At 69.7% G+C, this 18,557-nt stretch carries 16 protein-coding genes and 1 tRNA gene; 6 read left to right on the top strand and 11 right to left on the bottom strand.

The features are described 5' to 3' along the window. Window positions 1-56: 56 nt before the first annotated feature. Window positions 57-1,307 carry a phosphoglycerate dehydrogenase gene (serA, locus tag GGQ91_RS05365; RefSeq protein ID WP_091955054.1) on the bottom strand — a complete coding sequence of 417 codons (1,251 nt, stop codon included), beginning with the start codon at window positions 1,305-1,307 and terminating at the stop codon, window positions 57-59. Window positions 1,308-1,630: 323 nt separating this feature from the next. Here serA and GGQ91_RS05360 point away from each other — a divergent pair, with 323 nt between their 5' ends. Then, window positions 1,631-2,479, top strand: a complete 849-nt coding sequence (locus tag GGQ91_RS05360) for a transglutaminase-like domain-containing protein (RefSeq protein WP_182591542.1) — start codon at window positions 1,631-1,633, stop codon at window positions 2,477-2,479. Window positions 2,480-2,493: 14 nt separating this feature from the next. Here GGQ91_RS05360 and GGQ91_RS05355 read toward each other — a convergent pair whose 3' ends face one another. Then, complete coding sequence (locus GGQ91_RS05355) at window positions 2,494-3,261, bottom strand: Crp/Fnr family transcriptional regulator (protein ID WP_043380608.1); 768 nt, start codon at window positions 3,259-3,261, stop codon at window positions 2,494-2,496. 559 nt (window positions 3,262-3,820) lie between these two features. Here GGQ91_RS05355 and rpsA point away from each other — a divergent pair. The 4 genes from rpsA (at window position 3,821) to GGQ91_RS05335 (ending at window position 7,588) form a co-directional block, all read left to right on the top strand. Beyond that, window positions 3,821-5,533, top strand: a complete 1,713-nt coding sequence (gene rpsA / locus GGQ91_RS05350; RefSeq protein WP_043351014.1) for a 30S ribosomal protein S1 — start codon at window positions 3,821-3,823, stop codon at window positions 5,531-5,533. A gap of 343 nt (window positions 5,534-5,876) precedes the next feature. Further along, window positions 5,877-6,839: a signal peptide peptidase SppA gene (gene sppA, locus GGQ91_RS05345; protein ID WP_043351016.1), complete on the top strand. Its 963-nt coding sequence runs from the start codon at window positions 5,877-5,879 to the stop codon at window positions 6,837-6,839. Window positions 6,840-6,889: 50 nt separating this feature from the next. After that, window positions 6,890-7,201, top strand: a complete 312-nt coding sequence (locus tag GGQ91_RS05340; protein ID WP_043351019.1) for an integration host factor subunit beta — start codon at window positions 6,890-6,892, stop codon at window positions 7,199-7,201. Between the two features lie 18 nt (window positions 7,202-7,219). Continuing rightward, entirely contained in the window at window positions 7,220-7,588 is a 369-nt protein-coding gene (locus GGQ91_RS05335) for a LapA family protein (protein ID WP_043351022.1), read from the top strand. A gap of 33 nt (window positions 7,589-7,621) precedes the next feature. Here the strand turns inward: GGQ91_RS05335 and GGQ91_RS05330 are convergent, their stop codons facing one another. From GGQ91_RS05330 to GGQ91_RS05290, 9 genes are all read right to left on the bottom strand, one after another. After that, entirely contained in the window at window positions 7,622-8,281 is a 660-nt protein-coding gene (locus GGQ91_RS05330; RefSeq protein ID WP_043380605.1) for a phosphoribosylanthranilate isomerase, read from the bottom strand. 392 nt (window positions 8,282-8,673) lie between these two features. After that, window positions 8,674-9,780, bottom strand: coding sequence for a DUF2125 domain-containing protein (locus GGQ91_RS05325; protein WP_053610273.1), 1,107 nt, complete (start codon window positions 9,778-9,780; stop codon window positions 8,674-8,676). A 137-nt stretch (window positions 9,781-9,917) separates the two neighbouring features. Next, window positions 9,918-10,364 carry a hypothetical protein gene (locus tag GGQ91_RS05320; protein WP_043380600.1) on the bottom strand — a complete coding sequence of 149 codons (447 nt, stop codon included), beginning with the start codon at window positions 10,362-10,364 and terminating at the stop codon, window positions 9,918-9,920. Between the two features lie 132 nt (window positions 10,365-10,496). Further along, a complete protein-coding gene (locus tag GGQ91_RS05315) occupies window positions 10,497-11,276 on the bottom strand; it encodes a lysophospholipid acyltransferase family protein (RefSeq protein WP_182591541.1) in 780 nt (259 codons plus the stop codon). Between the two features lie 74 nt (window positions 11,277-11,350). Further along, entirely contained in the window at window positions 11,351-11,869 is a 519-nt protein-coding gene (locus tag GGQ91_RS05310; RefSeq protein ID WP_043353149.1) for a hypothetical protein, read from the bottom strand. A gap of 106 nt (window positions 11,870-11,975) precedes the next feature. Continuing rightward, window positions 11,976-15,173 (bottom strand): efflux RND transporter permease subunit, encoded by a 3,198-nt coding sequence (locus GGQ91_RS05305; protein WP_043380596.1) that lies wholly within the window; start codon window positions 15,171-15,173, stop codon window positions 11,976-11,978. Between the two features lie 107 nt (window positions 15,174-15,280). Further along, complete coding sequence (locus GGQ91_RS05300; RefSeq protein WP_043380594.1) at window positions 15,281-16,435, bottom strand: efflux RND transporter periplasmic adaptor subunit; 1,155 nt, start codon at window positions 16,433-16,435, stop codon at window positions 15,281-15,283. Between the two features lie 145 nt (window positions 16,436-16,580). Next, a complete protein-coding gene (locus tag GGQ91_RS05295; RefSeq protein WP_182591540.1) occupies window positions 16,581-16,901 on the bottom strand; it encodes a rhodanese-like domain-containing protein in 321 nt (106 codons plus the stop codon). A 138-nt stretch (window positions 16,902-17,039) separates the two neighbouring features. Further along, window positions 17,040-18,320 carry a glycosyltransferase family 4 protein gene (locus GGQ91_RS05290; RefSeq protein WP_182591539.1) on the bottom strand — a complete coding sequence of 427 codons (1,281 nt, stop codon included), beginning with the start codon at window positions 18,318-18,320 and terminating at the stop codon, window positions 17,040-17,042. Between the two features lie 152 nt (window positions 18,321-18,472). Between GGQ91_RS05290 and GGQ91_RS05285 the strand changes: the two genes are divergently transcribed. Then, window positions 18,473-18,549: transfer RNA gene (locus GGQ91_RS05285), tRNA-Pro, on the top strand. Window positions 18,550-18,557: the final 8 nt, after the last annotated feature.

The following is an 18,557-nucleotide window of genomic DNA, read 5'->3' as shown; positions in this document are numbered from 1 at the left end:
TACCGCACGCTTGAAAGCCCGCAGGCTCGCCGGTCCCGCGAGGCGCGTCCTCCCGGCTAGCGCCGCTCGTAGAGCAGGCGGGCGCGGATCGTACCCGGGATGGCGCGGATCTCTGCGAGCAGCGCCTCCGCATCCGCGTCGGTGGCGTCGGTCTCCAGCACCACGTACCCGACCTCGCCGTCGGTCTGGTAGAACTGCGCGGCGATGTTGACCTGCCCGCGGGAGAACACGCCGTTGAGGCGTCCGAGCATGCCGGGCAGGTTGCGCTGGACGTGGATGAAGCGCGTTCCGGTCGGGCGGGCCGGGAGTTGCACCTGCGGGAAGTTCACGGCGCCGACCGTCGAGCCGATATCGGAATAGTCGAGGAGCTTGCGCGCCACTTCGGAGCCGATGCGCTCCTGAGCCTCCTCGGTCGATCCCCCGATATGCGGCGTGAGGATCACGTTCTCGAGTCCCTGGAGGGGGCTGACGAAGGCCTCCGCGTTGGACCCGGGCTCCGCCGGGAAGACGTCGACGGCGGCGCCCTTGAGGTGGCCGTCGCGCAGCGCCGCCGCCAGAGCCTCGAGATCGACCACGGTGCCCCGGGCGTTGTTGATCAGGAAGGATCCGGGCTTCATCGCACGGATCTCGGCCGCGCCGATCATGTTGGCGGTGGCCTCCGTCTCGGGCACGTGCAGCGAGACCACGTCGCTCTGGCCCAGAAGCTCGTGCAGCGTCTCGGTCGGCTCGGTGTTGCCGTGGCGCAGCTTGTCGGTGTGGTCGTAATACAGAACCCGCATGCCCATGGCTTCGGCGAGCGTGGAGAGCTGCGTGCCGATATTGCCGTAGCCGACGATGCCCAGCGTCTTGCCGCGCACCTCCAGCGAGCCCGCCGCCGACTTGTCCCAGCGGCCGGCATGGGCGCCCACCGAGCGCGGAACGATCCGGCGCAGCAGCATCACGATCTCGCCGATCGTCAGCTCCGCCACCGAGCGCGTGTTCGAGAAGGGGGCGTTGAAGACCGGAATGCCCCGATGCCGGGCGGCCTCCAGATCGACCTGATTGGTGCCGACCGAGAAACAGCCCACCGCCAGGAGCCGGTCCGACGCCGCGAAGGCGGCCGCGTCGAGTTGCGTCCGCGAGCGGATGCCCACCATGTGCACGCCCTGGAGCGCCTCGTGCAGGGCCTCCCGGTCCAGCGCCTTCGGCAGCCGGGTCAGGTTGGTGTAGCCGGCGGCCCGCATCAGTGCCACGGCGCTGTCGTTGATGCCCTCCAGCAGCAAGACCCGGATCTTGTCCTTGGGCAGGGAAAGCTTGTCGGGCGTCATGGGCATGGATCGTCTGGCAGCAGGCCCCCCGGCGGCGGCCGGACGACCTTGGGTTCGAAGCGGCTCCGGATACGAGGGCGCCCTGTGCGTTGCAACATGGCGCGACGCCGGGCAGCCCCGCCCGGGGAGCGCTTCAGGGCGCGCAGCGGGGTCGCGCGGCCTCGGCCTGCGCCGAACCGTGCCGAATATTCGGGCAGGTCGACGACGCTCGGCGGGCATCTCCGACGGAACTTGAGGTCGCCTCGCGGCTTGTAGGGCCCTGTACTGTTAACGGCTCGATTTCCGGCAGCGCCGGACAGCGACCTACCATTCGGTCCTCGACGATGCATATCCGCACCGGCTTCTCGATCGCGTTCGACACGTTCGGCCCGACGCCGATGAACCTGCTGCTCAACGTCCGCCCGGAGCTGAGGCGCGACCTCGTGACCCCGGAGGTGATCACCTTCGATCCTCCGGTGGCGGCCCGGCAGCACGTGGACGCCTTGGGCAATGTCTGCACGCGCCTCGTCGCGCCGGGTGGACGGATCACCATGACGGCCGATTTCACGATCGCCGACAGCGGCCGGCCGGACGACCAGGCGCCCGACGCCCGCCAGATCGCCGTGCAGGACTTGCCCGACGACGTCCTGACATTCCTGTTGGGCTCGCGCTACTGCGACACCGACAAGCTCTCGCAGACGGCTTGGTCGCTGTTCGGCGCCACGCCGGAGGGCTGGGCGCGCGTCCAGGCCATCGTCGATTTCGCCCACAATCGCCTGCGCTTCGACTACCAGCAGGCCGACGCGACCCGCACCGCCTTCGACGGATACACGCAGCGCGTCGGCGTGTGCCGGGACTTCGCGCATCTGGCGATAACCCTGTGCCGGTGCATGAACATCCCGGCGCGCTATGCCACCGGCTATCTGGGCGACATCGGCGTGCCGAAGGATCCGGCGCCGATGGACTTCTCCGCGTGGTTCGAGGTCTACCTCCACGGGCCCGACGGGCCGCGCTGGTACACGTTCGATGCCCGCCACAACCGGCCCCGGATCGGCCGCATCGTCATGGCCCGCGGCCGCGACGCCACCGACTGCGCCCTCACCACGAGCTTCGGTGCCGCCCAGCTGATCCGCTTCGATGTCCATACCGATGAGGTGCCGGCCGCACCGGATGCGCTGGCCCAGGCCGCCTGAGGCGGCCCCACGCCCTAGACGGTCTCGACGGTCGGGTGCGCAGGGGCGGCGTTGTTCGCGAGGTGCAGGAACGTGGGGTCGAACTCGGCGACTTCGGCGAGCGCGTCCCAGTTCTCGATGGTCAGGATGCCGCCGCCCAGCGTGACGAGCCCGCGGCCCCGGAGCGTCCGCAGAACCCGGTTCAGGTGGACGCTCGTCAGGCCTAGGGAGTCCGCGAGTTCGGACTGCTTGGGCGCCAGCGGACAGCTCAGGCCGCGCGTCAGCCCGACCGCCTTCTGCCGGAGATAGAGCTCGCAGAACATGTGGGCGACGCGACCGAGCGCCTGCCGCCGCCCGAGGCTGGTGATCCGCTCGCGGTAATGCGCGGCGTCGATCAGGCTGTCGCGCCAGAGGGTGGCGGCGAGACCGGGATTCTTCAGGAGAACCGCACGCAGGTCGTCATGCGCGACCAGCGCCACGACGCAGGACGTCAGCGTGGCGAGGTTGTGATCCATCCGGTGCAGATGGAGGCTCTGCAGGTCCGGAAGGTCGCCCGCGATGTAGAACGACAGGATCTGGCGTCCGCCCTCGGCCAGGGCGGAATAGCGATAGACCCAGCCCTGAAGGACAAGGCAGCTCTGGTTCGGCCTGTCGCCGAACCGGACGATGTCGTGGCGCGCGGGCAGGTTCCGGACGGTGTGGGGCAGCGCGAGGAGCGCCTCGCGGTCGGCATCCGCAATCCGCGCGATGCTGTCGAGCTTGCGCGCCAGCATCTCCATCGGGGCGTTGTACCCGTTCGGCATCGGGCGTTCAGGCCTCGGTTCGCGGGGCATGGGGGATGCCGCTGTGCCGCAGACGCGGGGCACGACGGGAGACGAGATCAGGACGCAGCACGCTTCTTCCCTCAAAACGCTCCGGATGCGCCGGACAGACACCAGGCCGCGCCCGACGGACCGGTGCGGGCTCTCCTGACCGGCGGATATGCGCCGGGCAAGCGTCCGGCGGCAGACAGACTTGCCACATCCGCAGCCGGCGGCAAGACCGCACGCAAGACCGCACCTGCGCCGCGGCCATCCGACGCCCGGCGAGGCTAAAACCCTAATCGGTTGAAGTCGCAAGGCCGATGTTGTAAGGGACCCGCGTCCTCCCGGATCCCCTCTCGCGCGCCCGTCTTTCCGGTGCGCCCGCCAGGTTTCCGGCTGGACCGCCCTCGTCATCCGTATCGACGCGTCGGCAAGCCGGGTCCCGCGGGACCGGCCGCCTCTCCCGAAAGACTCCGGGAAGGCCGCGGCGAACCGGGGGCGCCTGCAACGCGAGCCGCCGACGCAACGGGCCTCCGATGGAGGCCGTTCAGGAGACAGAATGACCGCAGGTACCGCTCTGGGGCGTGGCCCGAGCCGCGAGGATTTCGCAGCCCTCCTCGAGGAGAGCTTCCTCGAACACGAGATCACCGAAGGCTCCGTCGTCAAGGGTCGCGTCGTCGCGATCGAGAAGGACGTGGCCGTCATCGACATCGGCGCCAAGACGGAAGGCCGTGTCGCGCTGAAGGAATTCACCGGTCCCGGCCGCGAGGGCGAGCTGAAGGTCGGCGACGAGGTCGAGGTCTACGTCGACCGGATCGAGAACGCGCTGGGCGAAGCCGTCATCTCGCGCGACAAGGCCCGCCGCGAGGAGAGCTGGGTCAAGCTCGAGAAGTCGTTCGAGAACAACGACCGCGTCACCGGCACGATCTTCAACCAGGTCAAGGGCGGCTACACCGTCGACCTCGACGGCGCCGTGGCGTTCCTGCCGCGCTCGCAGGTCGACATCCGCCCGGTCCGCGACGTTACCCCGCTGCTGGGCACCCCGCAGCCGTTCCAGATCCTCAAGATGGATCGCCGCCGCGGCAACATCGTCGTGTCGCGCCGGACCGTCCTCGAGGAGAGCCGCGCCGAGCAGCGCTCGGAGCTGGTGGCCAACCTTGAGGAAGGTCAGGTCATCGACGGCGTCGTCAAGAACATCACCGAGTACGGCGCCTTCGTCGATCTCGGCGGGATCGACGGCCTGCTGCACGTCACCGACATGGCGTGGCGCCGCGTGAACCATCCGTCCGAGGTCGTGACCATCGGCCAGACGGTCAAGGTCAAGATCATCAAGATCAACCACGAGACGCACCGCATCTCGCTCGGCATCAAGCAGCTCCTCGCCGATCCGTGGGAGGGCATCGCCGCCCGCTACCCGGAGGGCGCCAAGCTCAAGGGCCGCGTGACCAACATCACCGACTACGGCGCCTTCGTGGAGCTGGAGCCGGGGATCGAGGGCCTGATCCACGTCTCCGAGATGAGCTGGACCAAGAAGAACGTCCATCCGGGCAAGATCGTCTCCACCTCCCAGGAGGTCGAGGTGCAGATCCTGGAGGTCGATCCGGTCAAGCGCCGCATCAGCTTGGGCCTCAAGCAGACCCTGCAGAACCCCTGGGAGGCCTTCGCCGAGAAGCACCCGGTCGGTTCCGAGGTCGAGGGCGAGGTCAAGAACAAGACCGAGTTCGGCCTCTTCATCGGCCTCGAGGGCGACGTCGACGGCATGGTCCACCTGTCGGATCTCGACTGGAACCGTCCCGGCGAGCAGGTCATCGAAGAGTTCAAGAAGGGCGACATGGTCCGCGCCCAGGTTCTCGACGTCGACGTCGAGAAGGAGCGGATCTCCCTGGGCGTGAAGCAGCTCGGCGGTGACCCCTTCGCCGAGGCCGGCGAGATCAAGAAGGGCCAGATCGTCACCTGCGAGGTCGTCGAGGTGAAGGATGCCGGCGTCGAGGTGAAGATCGTCGACACCGACATGCAGACCTTCATCCGCCGCGCCGAGCTGGCCCGCGACCGCGGCGACCAGCGTCCCGAGCGCTTCGCCGCCGGCGAGAAGTTCGACGCCCGCGTCGTCCAGTTCGACCGGAAGGCTCGCCGCGTGCAGGTCTCGATCAAGGCCCTCGAGGTCGCCGAGGAGAAGGAGGCCATGGCCCAGTTCGGCTCCGCCGATTCGGGCGCCTCGCTCGGCGACATCCTCGGCGCCGCCTTCAACAAGAAGCGCTCCGACGACGAGTAAGACGCCGACCCCGCCGCCCGGCCCGTCCGGGCGGTGGATCCCTGGCTTCGACACCCGCGCAGGACCGACGTCCTGCGCGGGTTCTTTTTTGCGCCCAGCAATTCAAGGTTGACGATGGCGGAGCGCCGGCGGGGTCGCCCCGTCCGGAACGACAGGGACGGGCCACCCGGTCATTTTCTTCGCGCGCCCCGTATCCACGCCTGCGGAAAATGCTCTAGAACACCGGCCTCGCCCGGCGCGGATCGAGCGAGCCGAAGGAAACCAAGGACTTGCCCGGCGCGAGCGCGATGCGCCCGCATCCCGTCGAGGGGGCCGGCCGGGGGGCTTTAGGGGAAGCGACAGCATGGCAGCCGATGCCGAACTGCTGATTGACCGGCGGCGCCTGCGTCGCAGGTTGTCCCTCTGGCGCGTGCTCGGCGTCGGCGGCCTCATCGTGGCGGTCGGTGCCCTGGGCTATCGGGCGCGGACGGGCGTCGAAGGCGCGTTCGCGGTCCAGCCGCAGATCGCCCGCATCTCCGTCTCCGGCTTCATCGCCGGGAGCGAGGCCACCGCCAAGCTGATGAAGCGGGTGGGGGACTCGGATGCGGTGAAGGGCGTGATCGTCTCGATCAACTCGCCCGGCGGTACGACCACGGGGTCGGAGGAGATCTTCCGCAACCTCCGGACGCTCGCCGCCAAGAAGCCGATCGTCGCCTTCGTGGACGGCACGGCCGCGTCCGGGGCCTACATCACGGCCATCGCGGCCGATCACATCGTCGCGCGTGAGACCAGCCTGGTCGGATCGATCGGCGTGCTGTTCCAGTATCCCGATTTCTCGGGGCTCTTGGACAAGGTCGGCGTCAAGGTCGAGTCCGTGAAGTCGTCGCCGCTCAAGGCCGAGCCGTCGGGCTTCACACCGACCTCGCCGGAGGCGCGCGCCGCCCTGGCCTCCGTCGTCGGCGACACCTATGCGTGGTTCAAGGGCCTCGTCGCGGAGCGCCGGGGCATGGATCCGGCGCAACTCGGCGCCGTGTCTGACGGCCGGGTGTTCAGCGGTCGCCAGAGTATCCCGCTGAAGCTGGTCGACGAGCTCGGCGGCGAGCGTCAGGCGGTGGCGTGGCTGGAGAGCGCCCGCGGCGTCCAGACGAACCTGCCGATCAAGGATTGGAAGCCCGCGACGGAGAGCCGGTTCACCCTGTGGTCCGCGGCCGGAATCGGCGCCGACCTCCTGGGCCTGGACGGCCTCGCGGCGCGCCTTCGGTCCGTGGGGGCCGAGGCACAGGCCGCCCGGGGTGGGATGCTCGCCCTCTGGCGTCCGGAACCCTGAACCACCGCCACCGCGCAGCCCGCCCCGATCCCGCGAGAAGATTCCACGCCATGATCAAGTCGGAGCTCGTCCTCAGGATCGCCGAGCAGAACCCGCATCTCTACCAGCGTGACGTGGAGATCCTGGTCAACGCGATCCTCGACACCATTTCCGATGCGCTGGCCCGCGGCGACCGGGTGGAACTGCGTGGCTTCGGGGCCTTCTCGGTGAAGCGCCGGGAGGCGCGTCGGGGACGCAACCCGCGCACGGGTGCCGCCGTTGCCGTGTCCGAGAAGGCAATCCCCGTGTTCAAGACCGGCAAGGAGATGCGCCAGCGCCTCAACGCCGCCGGGATCGGCGAGAATGCCTCGGCCGCCGAGTAGGAAGGACCTGTGAGCGCGATGATCCGTTTCCTGAAGAGCCTCGTGCTGCTGCCGATCGCCGCCTTGGTGATCCTGCTGGCGGTGGCCAACCGCGCGCCGGTGCAGCTCTCCTTCGATCCGTTCAACGCGGACGCGCCGGTCTTCAGCGTCGCTCTTCCGCTCTACGCGATCCTGTTCGGCGCCGTGGCCCTCGGCATCGTGGTCGGCGGCATCTTCACGTGGCTCGGCCAGGGCAAGACCCGCGCCCGGGCGCGCTACCATCGCCGCGAGGCCGTCCGGTACGAGCGCGAGGCGACCCGGCTGCGCACCTATGCGCCCGAGAGCGAGACCGCGGGCACCTATACGGTCCCGAATACGGGCCGGACCGCGCTGCCCGCGCCGCGCTGAGCGGTTCCCGTTCGCGGCGCTGAGGCGGAAACCTCAGCGCGCCCGCCGCGCAGCCGCCACGAAGGCCGCGATCTTCGCCGGATCCTTCACCCCCGGCGCCGTCTCGACCCCGGACGAGACATCGACGGCGCCCAGTGCCGTGCGGGCGATGGCATCGGCGACGTTGCCGGCATCGAGGCCGCCCGACAGCATGGTGCCCTCCGGAAGCGTGGCGCCGCGCAGGATCTCCCAGTCGAAGCACCGGCCGTTGCCGCCCGGCAGGGCCGCATCCGGCGGCGCCTTGGCATCCAGCAGGATCCGGTCGGCGACCGCGGCATAGGCCGGCAGGACGGCGAGATCCGCGGACGTGGCGATGCCGAGGGCCTTCATCACCGGCCGGCCAGTACGGGCGCGGATCGCCGCGACGCGCTCCGGGCTTTCGCGCCCATGGAGCTGGATGAGATCCGGATCCACCGCCGCGACGGCCGCGGCGAGCAAAGCGTCGTCCGGATCGACCAGCAGGATCACCCGCTCGGCCCGCCCGCGGGCGAGGGCCGACAGGGCGGCAGCTTGCTCCAGCGCCACGTGCCGGGGACTGCGCGGGAAGTGGACGAGCCCGATCCAGTCCGCCCCGGCGTCCAGAGCGGCGGTCAGAGTCGCTTCGGTGCTGAGCCCGCAGATCTTGATACGGGTCGGGGACGCGGATGAGGCCATGGGCCTCCTATAGCCGATCCGGCGTCGCCGAGCAGGCCCGTGCGACAGGCCCGTTGCTGCAATCCGCGCCCAAGCCGACGCACCAGGCCTCGCGCGCAGGGCGACACGTGCCGTCGCGCTGCGCGGTCATCCCGTAGACCCGCAGCGGCGCCCGGGATCCCGACGCGCCGAGGCGGCGAGATCCTGCACCACGAGATCCTGCACCACGAGCGCCTTTCCATTCCGGTCTCGCCGGCAACGCCCCGGCCTGACGGCGCAGGACACCGATGGTGAGCCAGGGTGTCCGATGCGCGCGGCCATGAGCCCGGACAGGCGGCAAGGCGCGTTGCATCGTCTTCGCCGAAGACGCGCCTGTCCGGGCGTTTCAGAGGCCCCCTCAGACCGAGAGCCGCCTAATACAGCGCCGGCACGAAGACGTTGGGGATCGGAAATCCGCTGAAGACCACCTTCCCGTCGACGAGCCGCAGGGGTGGGAGCGCCTTGAGGGGTGTCGCGTCGGCCGGCGCGTCCGGGTTCGGACGCTGGGCCAGCCCCAGCAGGCCGCCGACCAGCTGGCCGACCAGCGCGCCCCGATCCGAGCCGAAGCGCTGGCCGACGATGCTGCCGACCAGCGCGTCGACGCCGGCCGCCCGCAGGTCGATCTGGCCCGCCGGGCGGTGCGCGGCATCGAGGGCGAGGGTGCCCTTCGCCTGAACGCGCTGTGCGCCCTTGGCCAGCGACAGGGCCGTCAGGTCCAGGTTGCCGCCGGCTTGGCGCCAGCGCTCCAGCTCGCGCGCCACCGTCCCGGTCCGCAACACGGTGGCCTGCGTCAGGCTCGCATCAAGGGCCAGATCGACCGGATCCCGTGTTCCGGTGAGGGCGTCGAGTTGAGGCACCGCCGCCTGATTCAGGCGCAAGCTGAGATCCACCGCACCGTCGGAATCGAAACGGCCGGGGCTCGGCCGGGCGTGCAGTTCGAGGTGCCGGCCCGCAACCGCGATCGGACCGGGCTCTGCCCCCTTCACGGTGACATCGGGATTGTCGACGACCAGCGAGGCGCGGGTGAAGCCATCCGCGGCGCCGTGGAAACTGCCCTGGAGCGCGGACCAGGACGCGTCTCCGGTCAGCGCACCCTGCTCGACATGGAACGGGCCGGCGCTCTCGAACACGACGAGGCGCGGCTGATAGATCTGCGCCACCGCGGTGCTCGGTCCCAGCCGGAAGCGTCCGTCGGCACGGTCGAGCGTGACGGCGCTGCAGCGCAGCTCGAGCCGGAACGGGTAGCCACCGAGCGAGCGGTCCGCACAGGTCCAGGTGCGCCCGGCCGACGCCTCCCGGGCGATCCAGCCGTCGATCTCGGCGGCCGCGCGCTCACGCATCCACAGCCAGCCGGCCGACCAGCCCGCCACCACGAGGGCGAGCAGGATGTAGGGCAGGAACAGCCCGAGCCGGGATCGCCGCGCGCGCCCCACCGGGGCTGTCTGGTCGGCACCCTCCGGCCGCGTCCGATCCTGCACCATGCGCTCCGCTCCCCGACCCGATCCCCGCAGGGACATCGCGGCCTCGCCTTGAGGCCATGCAAGGGGCGAAACTGGGGCAGCGCCGCCCCGGGTCGACCGCTGCGGACGTGATCCGTCCGCGCGCGTCGCGTTTCCGGTCAGACTTGCGCCGGCTCGACGGTGTCGACCTGCAGATCCTCGACGATCGCCACCCGCTCGACGTCGTTCTCGGCCAGGCGATGCACGTGCATCTCGGTGGCCCCCCGGCGGCGGACACGGTCGAGCCAAGTCCGCCGCAGATGATCGCGGGGACTCTCGCTGGAGCTGGCCACCGAGACCATTTCGGCGATGCCCGCATTGTCCCGGCGGACGGCGATCACCACGGCCTGGGCCATCTCGTCGAGGTCGAAGCCCCCGGCCGGATGAACCCCGACCACGTAGCGGCGGCCGGAACGGCCGCGCCAGGCCGAAAGGGGAAGCGCGGGCGAGCCGCGCAGACCTGCGGTCGTCTTGAGGCGTTCTTCACGCACGTCCTGCCTCCGGGTGCGATCGTCCTTCAGGTCACGGAGCGCGGCCGACCAGGACAGGGCTCTTCTGTTCGCCATTTGTTCCAACCTAACGCGCGATATCCACAGGCGTCAAGCGCGACGTTCCCGAGGGCAGATGTGGCGACGATGCCCGTTATCCACAAGCTGGCTCAGCGCCCCTCGGGATGGAACGCGGCGGTTGCGCGGGGCTCAGCGGCGCGGCGCGGTCACGGCCGGTGCCTCGTCCGCCGGTACGGCATGGCCGTCTGCCGCGCAGCCTGCGAGGCCACCGTCGACGAGGGCGTTCGAGGCCGTCTCGAGCCGGTCCTGGACCAGCGCCTGGAACTCCTGGCGGGGCAGGCCGGGCGGGATGGGCGGCAGGAATTCGATCACCGCCGTGCCCGGCCGGCGCACGAGGCTGTTGCGCGACCAGAACAGGCCGGTGTTCAGCGCGACGGGCAGGCAGGGGACCTTCAGGGCGGTGTAGAGATGCGAGAGTCCCTGCTTGTAGGCGGGCGGCGCGCCGACCGGCCGGCGGGTGCCCTCGGGAAAGATGATGAGCTGGCGCCCGTCCTGGATCGCCGCGCCGGCCGCGGCATTCATCAGGCTCATGGCCCGGGTGCCCTTGGACCGGTCGATCGCCACCATGCCGCTGCGCGACAAGTACCAGCCGATCAGGGGGATCAGCAGCAGCTCCTTCTTCAGGACGTAGGCGAAGTTCGGCAGCACCGTGCAGAGGGCCAGGGTCTCAAGGGCCGACTGGTGCTTGGCCGCCACCAGCAGGGGACCCGTCGGGATGCTCTCCAGCCCACGGAACTCGACCCGCGTTCCGGCGACGACGCGCAGCAGCCACAGGGTGATCCGCCCCCAGGCGCGGGCCAGCCGCAGAACCGACCGGCCGGAGACCAGCATGGGCAGGCCGGCGACCGCCAGGACCGCCGTGACGGCGTAGAAGCAGATGTTGAAGGCGAGGGAGCGCAGGGCGAGCATCGGATACCGTGTCGTAGCGGCCTCCTGTAGCGCGCCCGCGTGTCCGCGGCCAAGGGCGACGTCGCCGGGAGCCGTCAGGCATCCTCGGAGAGGTCGGCCTCGCGGATGCGCCCGGCGCCGCGCCCCGCGACCAGCCAGTAGACCAAGCCCGCACTCGCGCCGACCACGAACAGGATCAGCGTCAGGCGCACCTCGCCGGCGAGGAGGGCGGCATCCCGGGTTGCCCCGCCGGACCGGAGCGCGCCGCGCGTCAGCCAGGGGAGGGCGGCGGTGAGCAGGCCGCAGCCGGCGCCGTACCACAGGAGGCCGCGACATCCGAGGATCTCCCCGCCGAGACCGATCAGGGCCGGGGGCACGAACAGCAGCACGAACAGCGCCTTGGCGAGGCCGGCGACGAACAGGGCGAGTCCCTCCGGCGGGAGCCCGGCCGAGAGGTCCGACAGGGCCATGTCGAGGCCGGCGAGCGCCCCGCCGCTCAGCCAGGCCTGCGCGGCCGGATCGACGAGCAGTGCCAGGACGAGAACCACGAAGCCCGCCGGAACAGCGAGCAGGAGGGCGAAGGCCCCGAGAATGAGGCGACCGAGGGCGTGCATGGCGCCAGCCTCTACACCGGGCGCGCCCGCCCGTCGCGCGAAAGCCGCGCCCGATCCTCGCGGATCCGGCGCGGCTTTCAGGATACGGCAGCCGAGAGTGTGCCCGTCAGCCGTGGGCGGGCGCGGCGCCGCCGGAATCACCGTGGGTGTGCTTCTTCCGGAACCGCCCGATCCAGAGCGAGAAGTGGCGGATCACCACGTAGAAGACCGGCGTGAGGAACAGGCCGAAGAAGGTCGCGCCGATCATCCCGAAGAACACCGCCGTGCCGAGCGCCTGACGCATCTCGGCGCCGGGGCCGGTGGCGATCACCAGCGGCAGGGTGCCCAGGATGAACGCGAAGGCGGTCATCAGGATCGGGCGCAGCCGCAGGCGGCAGGCTTCCACCGCCGCCTCCACCGGGCCGCGATGCTCCCGCTGCTCGATGTCGTGGGCGAACTCGACGATCAGGATCGCGTTCTTCGCCGCGAGGCCGATGAGCACGATCAGGCCGATCTGGGTCAGGATGTTGTTGTCCTGGCCGCGGAACTGCACGCCCGCGAGCGCCGCCAGCACCCCGGTCGGCACCACCAGCAGGATCGCCAGCGGCAGCGCCCAGGATTCGTACTGCGCGGCGAGGACGAGGAAGACCAGCAGCACGCCGAGGGCGAAGACCGCGCCCGCGGTGCCGCTCGCGGCCTTCTGCTGGTAGGCGATCTCGGTCCAGTCGTAGGAGTAGCCGTCGGGCAAAGCCTTCTTGGCGATCTCCTCCATGGCGGTCAGCGCCTGACCAGTCGAGACGCCCGGCTTGGCCACGCCCTGGACCGGGACCGAGTAGTAGAGGTTGAACCGCTGCACGATCTGCGGACCGGTCACGTCCCGCACCGAGGCGAGGGTGCCCATGGGCACCAGCGCGCCGGTGGAGGAGCGCACCTTGATCTGCGAGATGTCCTGCACCGAGGTGCGGAACGCCGCGTCGCCCTGCAGGCGCACCTGATAGATCCGGCCCAGCGTGTTGAAGTCGTTGACGTAGGTGCCGCCGAGATCCGCCTGGACCGACGAGAACACGTTCGCCAGCGGCACGTTCAGCATCCGGGCGATGGTACGGTCGATGTCGAGGAACAGCTGCGGCGTCGAGTTATCGAAGGTCGTGAAGACGCGCTGCACGTCCGCGCTCTGGTTGGCCTGAGCGATCACCTCGCCGGCCGCGGCCATGAGCGGGCCGATATCCGACGACTGGCGGCTCTCGATCTGCATCTTGAAGCCGCCGCCGTTGCCGAGGCCGCGGACGGGCGGCGGCGGGATCACGATGACCCGCGCCTCCTGGATGTCGGAGGTGGCCTTCAGCACGTCGCCGGTGATGACGGCCGCGCTTCGACCGACCTCCGCGCGCTCCTTCGCCCCCTTGAGGGTCAGGAACATCACGCCGGCATTGGTCGTGTTGGTGAAGGTCGCGCCGTCGAAGCCCGCGATGATCACCGCGTTGGCCACGCCGTCGACGGTCCGGGCCTGCTTGGCGGCGCGCAGACACACCTCCGTGGTGCGGTCGAGGGACGAGCCGGACGGGAGCTGGACGACGCCGATCAGGTAACCCTGGTCCTGGTCCGGGATGAAGCCCGTGGGCGTCGTCTGCGCCAGATGGAGCGTCCCGGCGATCACGGCCGCATAGACCAGCAGCATCACGCCCAGGCCGACGATGCCGCCGGTCAGGACGCGGATCGTCCGGCCGTAGGCGTTTGACGTCGCGTCGAAGGCGCGGTTGAAGCCGTTCGCCAGCCAGTTCACGAACCGCGTCAGGAAGAATTTCGGCTCCTTGCGCGCATGATGCGGGACCAGCAGCAGCTTGCAGAGCGCCGGCGACAGGGTCAGCGAGTTGAAGGCCGAGATCAGCGTCGAGGCCGCGATGGTCAGCGCGAACTGCTTGTAGAACTGGCCCGAGATGCCCGGGATGAACGCCGTGGGCACGAACACCGCGGCGAGCACCAGCGCGATGGCGATGACCGCGCCGCCGACCTCGTCCATGGTCTTGTGGGCGGCGTCCCCCGGCGACAGGCCCTCGGCCATGTTGCGCTCGACGTTCTCCACCACCACGATGGCGTCGTCGACCACGATGCCGATGGCGAGAACCAGCCCGAACAGGGTCAGGTTGTTCAGCGAGAAGCCGAAGGCCGCCATCGCCGCGAAGGTGCCGATCAGCGACACGGGAATCGCGATCACCGGAATCAGCGCGGTGCGCCAGCTCTGGAGGAAGACCAGCACCACGATGACGACGAGGCCGACGGCCTCGAACAGGGTCTTGTAGACCTCGTGGATCGATTCCTCGATGAACTCCGTCGGGTTGTAGGCGATGCGGTACTCGACGTCCGGCGGGAATTTCTTCTTGACCTCCTCCATCACCTTCTTGACCGACGCCGCCGCGTCCAGCGCGTTCGTGCCCGGCCGCTGGAAGGCGCCGATGCCCACCGCGGGCGTGTCGTTCAGGAACGAGTTGGTCGTGTAGTCCTTCTGGCCCATCTCGACGCGGGCGATGTCCTTCACCCGGACGAGGCGCCCGTCCTGCGCCTTGATGATCACCTCGGCGAACTGCTCGGGCGTCTTGAACCGCGCCTGCGACTGAACGACGAGCTGGAACGCCTCGCTCTTGGCCGCGGGCGGACCGTTGAGTTGGCCGGCCGCCACCTGGACGTTCTGCTCCTGCAGGGCCGTGGTGACGTCGGTGACCGACAGTCCGTAGGCGGCGAGCTTGTTGGGATCGACCCAGATGCGCTCGGCATACTCGTTGCCGCCGAAGATCGTGATGTCGCCGACGCCGTCGAGGCGCAGCAGCTCGTCGCGGATGTTCAGGTAGATGTAGTTGGCGAGGTAGTTCTGGTCGTAGGTCTTGTTCGGCGAGAGCAGGTGCACGACCAGCATCAGGTCGGGGGAGGCCTTGCGCACCGTGACGCCGAGGTTGCGCACGTCCGGCGGCAGGCGCGGCTGCGCCACCGAGAGCCGGTTCTGCACCAGCACGTTGGCGATATCGAGGTTGGTGCCGACCTTGAAGGTCACGGTCAGCAGCATGTTGCCGTCGTTGGTCGACAACGACGTCATGTAGAGCATGTTGTCGACGCCGTTGACCTCCTGCTCGATCGGCGTCGCGATCGTGGCGGCCACGGTCTCGGCATTGGCGCCCGGATAGGAGGCGCGCACCGTCACGGTCGGCGGCACGATCTCGGGATACTGCGAGACCGGGAGGCTCTCGTAGGCCACGAAGCCGAGGATCAGGAACACGATCGACGTGACCGACGCGAAGATCGGCCTGTCGACGAAGAAATGGGCGAAACGCATCGGTCAAACCTCTGAGGCCCGCCGGTCTCCCGGACGGGGCCCTGCGTCGTCGGTGCGGGGCGCACCCTGGGGCGCGCACGAAGGCATTCGTGACGAGCCGCGCGGGCTCAAGTCTTGCTCGGCGGCAACTCGACGGTCTCGGGCGTGACCTTCGCCCCCGGCCGGACCCGGGCGAGGCCGTTGACCACGATGGTCTCGTCGCCCTTCAGCCCCGACTGGATCACCCGGTAGCCGTCGACCTTCGGTCCCAGTACGACATCCTTCTGCTGGATGACGTTCTCGGGCCCCACCACGTAGACGATGCGCTTGTCCTGGTTGGCGGCAACCGCCTCGTCGGGGACCAGCACGCCCTGGAAGGGCTTCGTCGCCGGCATCGCGACGATGCCGAACAGGCCGGGCTTGATGAACAGGTCCGCGTTCGGGACGGTGGCGCGCAGCAGGATCGTGCCGGTGGCGTTGTCGACGCGGTTGTCGACGAAGTCGAGGGTGCCCTTGCGGGTCGGCTTCGCCTCGCCGGACAGCGAGATCAGGATCGGCACGCCCTTGCCCTGCTGGGTCTGGCCCATCCCGATGCCGAGGCTGTTCTGGTACTTGAGGAACGCCTTCTCATCGACCGTGTAGCTGAAATAGATCGGATCGAGCGAGACGATCGTGGTCAGCATCGTCTGGTCGGCGCTGACGATGTTGCCCTCGGTCACGAGGCGCCGGCTGATGCGGCCGTTGATGGGCGCCTTCACCTCGCTGAAATCGTAGTTCAGCTGGGCGTTGTTGAGGGCGGCCTGCGCGCTGTCGACGTCGGCCTGGGCCGTCTGGGAGGCCTGCCGGCGCTGGTCGGTCACCTGTTCGGAGATGTTGCCGCTGCGGGACAGGGTCTGCGCGCGCTCGAGATCCGTCTGCGAGAAGGACTGGCGCGCCTTGGCCGAGGCCAGCGCGGCCTGGGCCTGCTCCAGGGCCGCCTTGTAGGGGCGCCGGTCGATGACGAACAGCACATCCCCCTTCTTCACCGTCTGGCCGTCGACGAAGTTGATCTTCTCGAGATATCCGGTGACGCGGGCCCGGACCTCGACGTAATCGATCGCGTCGAAGCGACCAGTATACTGGTCCTGCTCGACGATCTGGCGCACCACGGGCTTGGCCACGGTGACCTTCGGCGGCGGCCCGCCCGGCGCCTGGGCGCGGGCCGCCGGGGTGAGGGGACCTGCCGCGAGACCCGCGACGAGGGCTGACAAGAGGGTGAGAAGGCTGGGAAGCCGGCTGCGCATCGGGTCCTGCTGTCCGTTGGCTGACCGTGCGGTCGCGCCGAGCTTGACGATTGTTCCGCCGCGGGTGCGGCCTAACCCGCGCGCCACGCTGTTGCTTGTGCGCGAGCGCACATCACGGTCTCGTGTACCGGATTGAATCCGGAGGTCAGGCGATCGTCTCACCTGCGCTGTACCAGTCCTTGAACCCGCCTTTGTAGTGTTCGGCGAGATCGAGTCCGGCATTCTGCACGGCCATCAGCGCGTGGATCGAGCGGACGCCCGAGCCGCACGAGAAGACCGCGCGCCGACCATCGGCGGCCACGAGATCCGCCACCGCCTGCGGATCGAAGCTGGAGAGGGGATGCGAGACGGAACCGGGGATGTGCCCGGCCTCGAATTCTTGCGGCTCACGCACATCGATGATCAGCATCGAGCCGTCGCTGAGCCCGCGCTTGACCGTATCGCGATCGAGGTCGACCACCCGCATCGGCAGGATCTCCGTTCCGCCCGCTCTCGGCCAGGCTGGTTGACTGACGCTTTTCCTTATTCGTCAGACCCGAGCGGCGCAACTTGTGCGGCCGGGCGCGCAGGCGGCGCGACCGGACATCAAACCGGAACGGCTCGGTCAGAGCATGGCCAGGGTGGGGGTCACGGCGGCGAAATGCGCGGGCCAGTCCGGCGGTCGATATCCGTCCAGACGTCCCGCCAGTTCGGCGCGCAGGGACGCGGCGGGCTGCGCAAAGGCCTCGATCGCTTCGATCCAGCCCGGCCCGTCCAGAGGGTCGCGGAACAGGGCGAACCCGTCGGCGATCTCCCGATGGACGGGGATTTCGGAGGCGATGACCGGCAGACCCGAAGCCGCGGCCTCGACCACGGGGATGCCGTAGCCCTCCGTGAAGGACGGCATCAGCAATCCCGTGCAGCTGCGCATCAGCGCGGCCAGCCCGTGCGTGGACAACCCCGACGCCTCGATGACATGGGCCTGCACGCCAGGGCAGCGTTCGAGCATGTCGATCGCGCTCTCGGCCTCCCAGCCCCGGCGCCCGACGACGATGAGCCGGGGCGTGGCAGCCCCGTGCCGCTCGGCCAAGTGCCGCCAGATCTGGAACAGCAGCAGGTGGTTCTTGCGCGATTCGATGGTGCCGCAGACCAGGAAGGTCGGCCGGTCCGGCCTGAACCGCGGTCCCGTGCGCCCGAAGGCGGGCTCGACCCCGAGATGGCCCACGGCCACCGGCGGCCGGCCGAACCCCTCGGCGGCGAGATGCGCGAGGGTGCGCCGGCCGGTATCCTCCGAATTCACCAGGATCGCGGCGGCGTGCCGGCCGATCGTGCGCAGGCGCGCCCGGTGGCGGTCGGCCTCGCCGGACCGGCCGTATTCGGGATGGGTGATCGGGATCAGATCGTGGACGAAGAAGGCGGCCCGCACGTCCCGCCGCGTGTAGAGCCAGTCGAACCGCCGCGGATCGTCGAGGCGCAGATGCGACGTGTGGAGGTAGAGCGCATCCCGGGGCAGCGTGGCGACCGACCGGCCGCGCAGGGCGATGTCGAGCGTCTTCCGCGCCTGGATCCGCCGCCGGTCGGCGGTGTTGGCCGGCGTCTCCGAGAGGGCTGCCGGTCCCGCGGCCGGATCCCCGCAGAGGGCGGCGAGCCGCCGATAGACCGGGTCCGAGGCGGCGTCCCGGTCCTCGACCCAGCCGGCCGCCACCGCCTCGACGATCTCCAGAGCCTGCGCGCGATCGAGAATGCGCGGTCCGACGGCTGTGGAGACGACGCCGACACCTGTCTCGGCCGAGCCGAGGAAGGCGCGGGCGTAGGCGAGGTCGACGCGGTCGATCCCGGACGGGCTGGCGTGACGCAGGCGCGTGACGAGGCGCGTGAGATCGAAGGCGATCGGTCGGTCCGTCATGATCCTCTGGCAATCGTCGGGGCGGGGGCTCCCCGTAGCGGTCCTGATCCGCAAGTGCCAGCATCTGCCGGCCTCGCGGCGCGGAACCCGGATGCCGGAAGGGGTTGCGCGGGCGCTGCGCGGAGGCTAAGAGCCGCGAGCCTAAGCGGCGTCGGAGTGTAGCGCAGCCCGGTAGCGCACCTGTCTGGGGGACAGGGGGTCGTCGGTTCAAGTCCGGCCACTCCGACCATTACTTTC

Origin of the sequence: Methylobacterium fujisawaense, assembly GCF_014138435.1 — a bacterium.
Lineage (GTDB): Bacteria > Pseudomonadota > Alphaproteobacteria > Rhizobiales > Beijerinckiaceae > Methylobacterium > Methylobacterium fujisawaense.
The sequence above is the reverse complement of the archived record's forward strand: the minus strand, read 5'-3'. Positions and strand labels throughout refer to the sequence as shown.

Excerpts from the sequence above, each read along its gene's own strand:
- GGQ91_RS05320 (WP_043380600.1), bottom strand. The coding sequence starts at position 10,364 with ATGGCGAACAGAAGAGCCCTGTCCTGGTCGGCCGCGCTCCGTGACCTG.
- GGQ91_RS05300 (WP_043380594.1), bottom strand. The coding sequence starts at position 16,435 with ATGCGCAGCCGGCTTCCCAGCCTTCTCACCCTCTTGTCAGCCCTCGTC.
- GGQ91_RS05290 (WP_182591539.1), bottom strand. The coding sequence starts at position 18,320 with ATGACGGACCGACCGATCGCCTTCGATCTCACGCGCCTCGTCACGCGC.
- GGQ91_RS05340 (WP_043351019.1), top strand. The coding sequence starts at position 6,890 with ATGATCAAGTCGGAGCTCGTCCTCAGGATCGCCGAGCAGAACCCGCAT.
- sppA (WP_043351016.1), top strand. The coding sequence starts at position 5,877 with ATGGCAGCCGATGCCGAACTGCTGATTGACCGGCGGCGCCTGCGTCGC.
- GGQ91_RS05325 (WP_053610273.1), bottom strand. The coding sequence starts at position 9,780 with ATGGTGCAGGATCGGACGCGGCCGGAGGGTGCCGACCAGACAGCCCCG.
- GGQ91_RS05355 (WP_043380608.1), bottom strand. The coding sequence starts at position 3,261 with ATGCCGAACGGGTACAACGCCCCGATGGAGATGCTGGCGCGCAAGCTC.
- GGQ91_RS05305 (WP_043380596.1), bottom strand. The coding sequence starts at position 15,173 with ATGCGTTTCGCCCATTTCTTCGTCGACAGGCCGATCTTCGCGTCGGTC.
- GGQ91_RS05315 (WP_182591541.1), bottom strand. The coding sequence starts at position 11,276 with ATGCTCGCCCTGCGCTCCCTCGCCTTCAACATCTGCTTCTACGCCGTC.
- GGQ91_RS05360 (WP_182591542.1), top strand. The coding sequence starts at position 1,631 with ATGCATATCCGCACCGGCTTCTCGATCGCGTTCGACACGTTCGGCCCG.
- serA (WP_091955054.1), bottom strand. The coding sequence starts at position 1,307 with ATGACGCCCGACAAGCTTTCCCTGCCCAAGGACAAGATCCGGGTCTTG.
- GGQ91_RS05310 (WP_043353149.1), bottom strand. The coding sequence starts at position 11,869 with ATGCACGCCCTCGGTCGCCTCATTCTCGGGGCCTTCGCCCTCCTGCTC.
- GGQ91_RS05295 (WP_182591540.1), bottom strand. The coding sequence starts at position 16,901 with ATGCGGGTGGTCGACCTCGATCGCGATACGGTCAAGCGCGGGCTCAGC.
- GGQ91_RS05330 (WP_043380605.1), bottom strand. The coding sequence starts at position 8,281 with ATGGCCTCATCCGCGTCCCCGACCCGTATCAAGATCTGCGGGCTCAGC.
- rpsA (WP_043351014.1), top strand. The coding sequence starts at position 3,821 with ATGACCGCAGGTACCGCTCTGGGGCGTGGCCCGAGCCGCGAGGATTTC.
- GGQ91_RS05335 (WP_043351022.1), top strand. The coding sequence starts at position 7,220 with ATGATCCGTTTCCTGAAGAGCCTCGTGCTGCTGCCGATCGCCGCCTTG.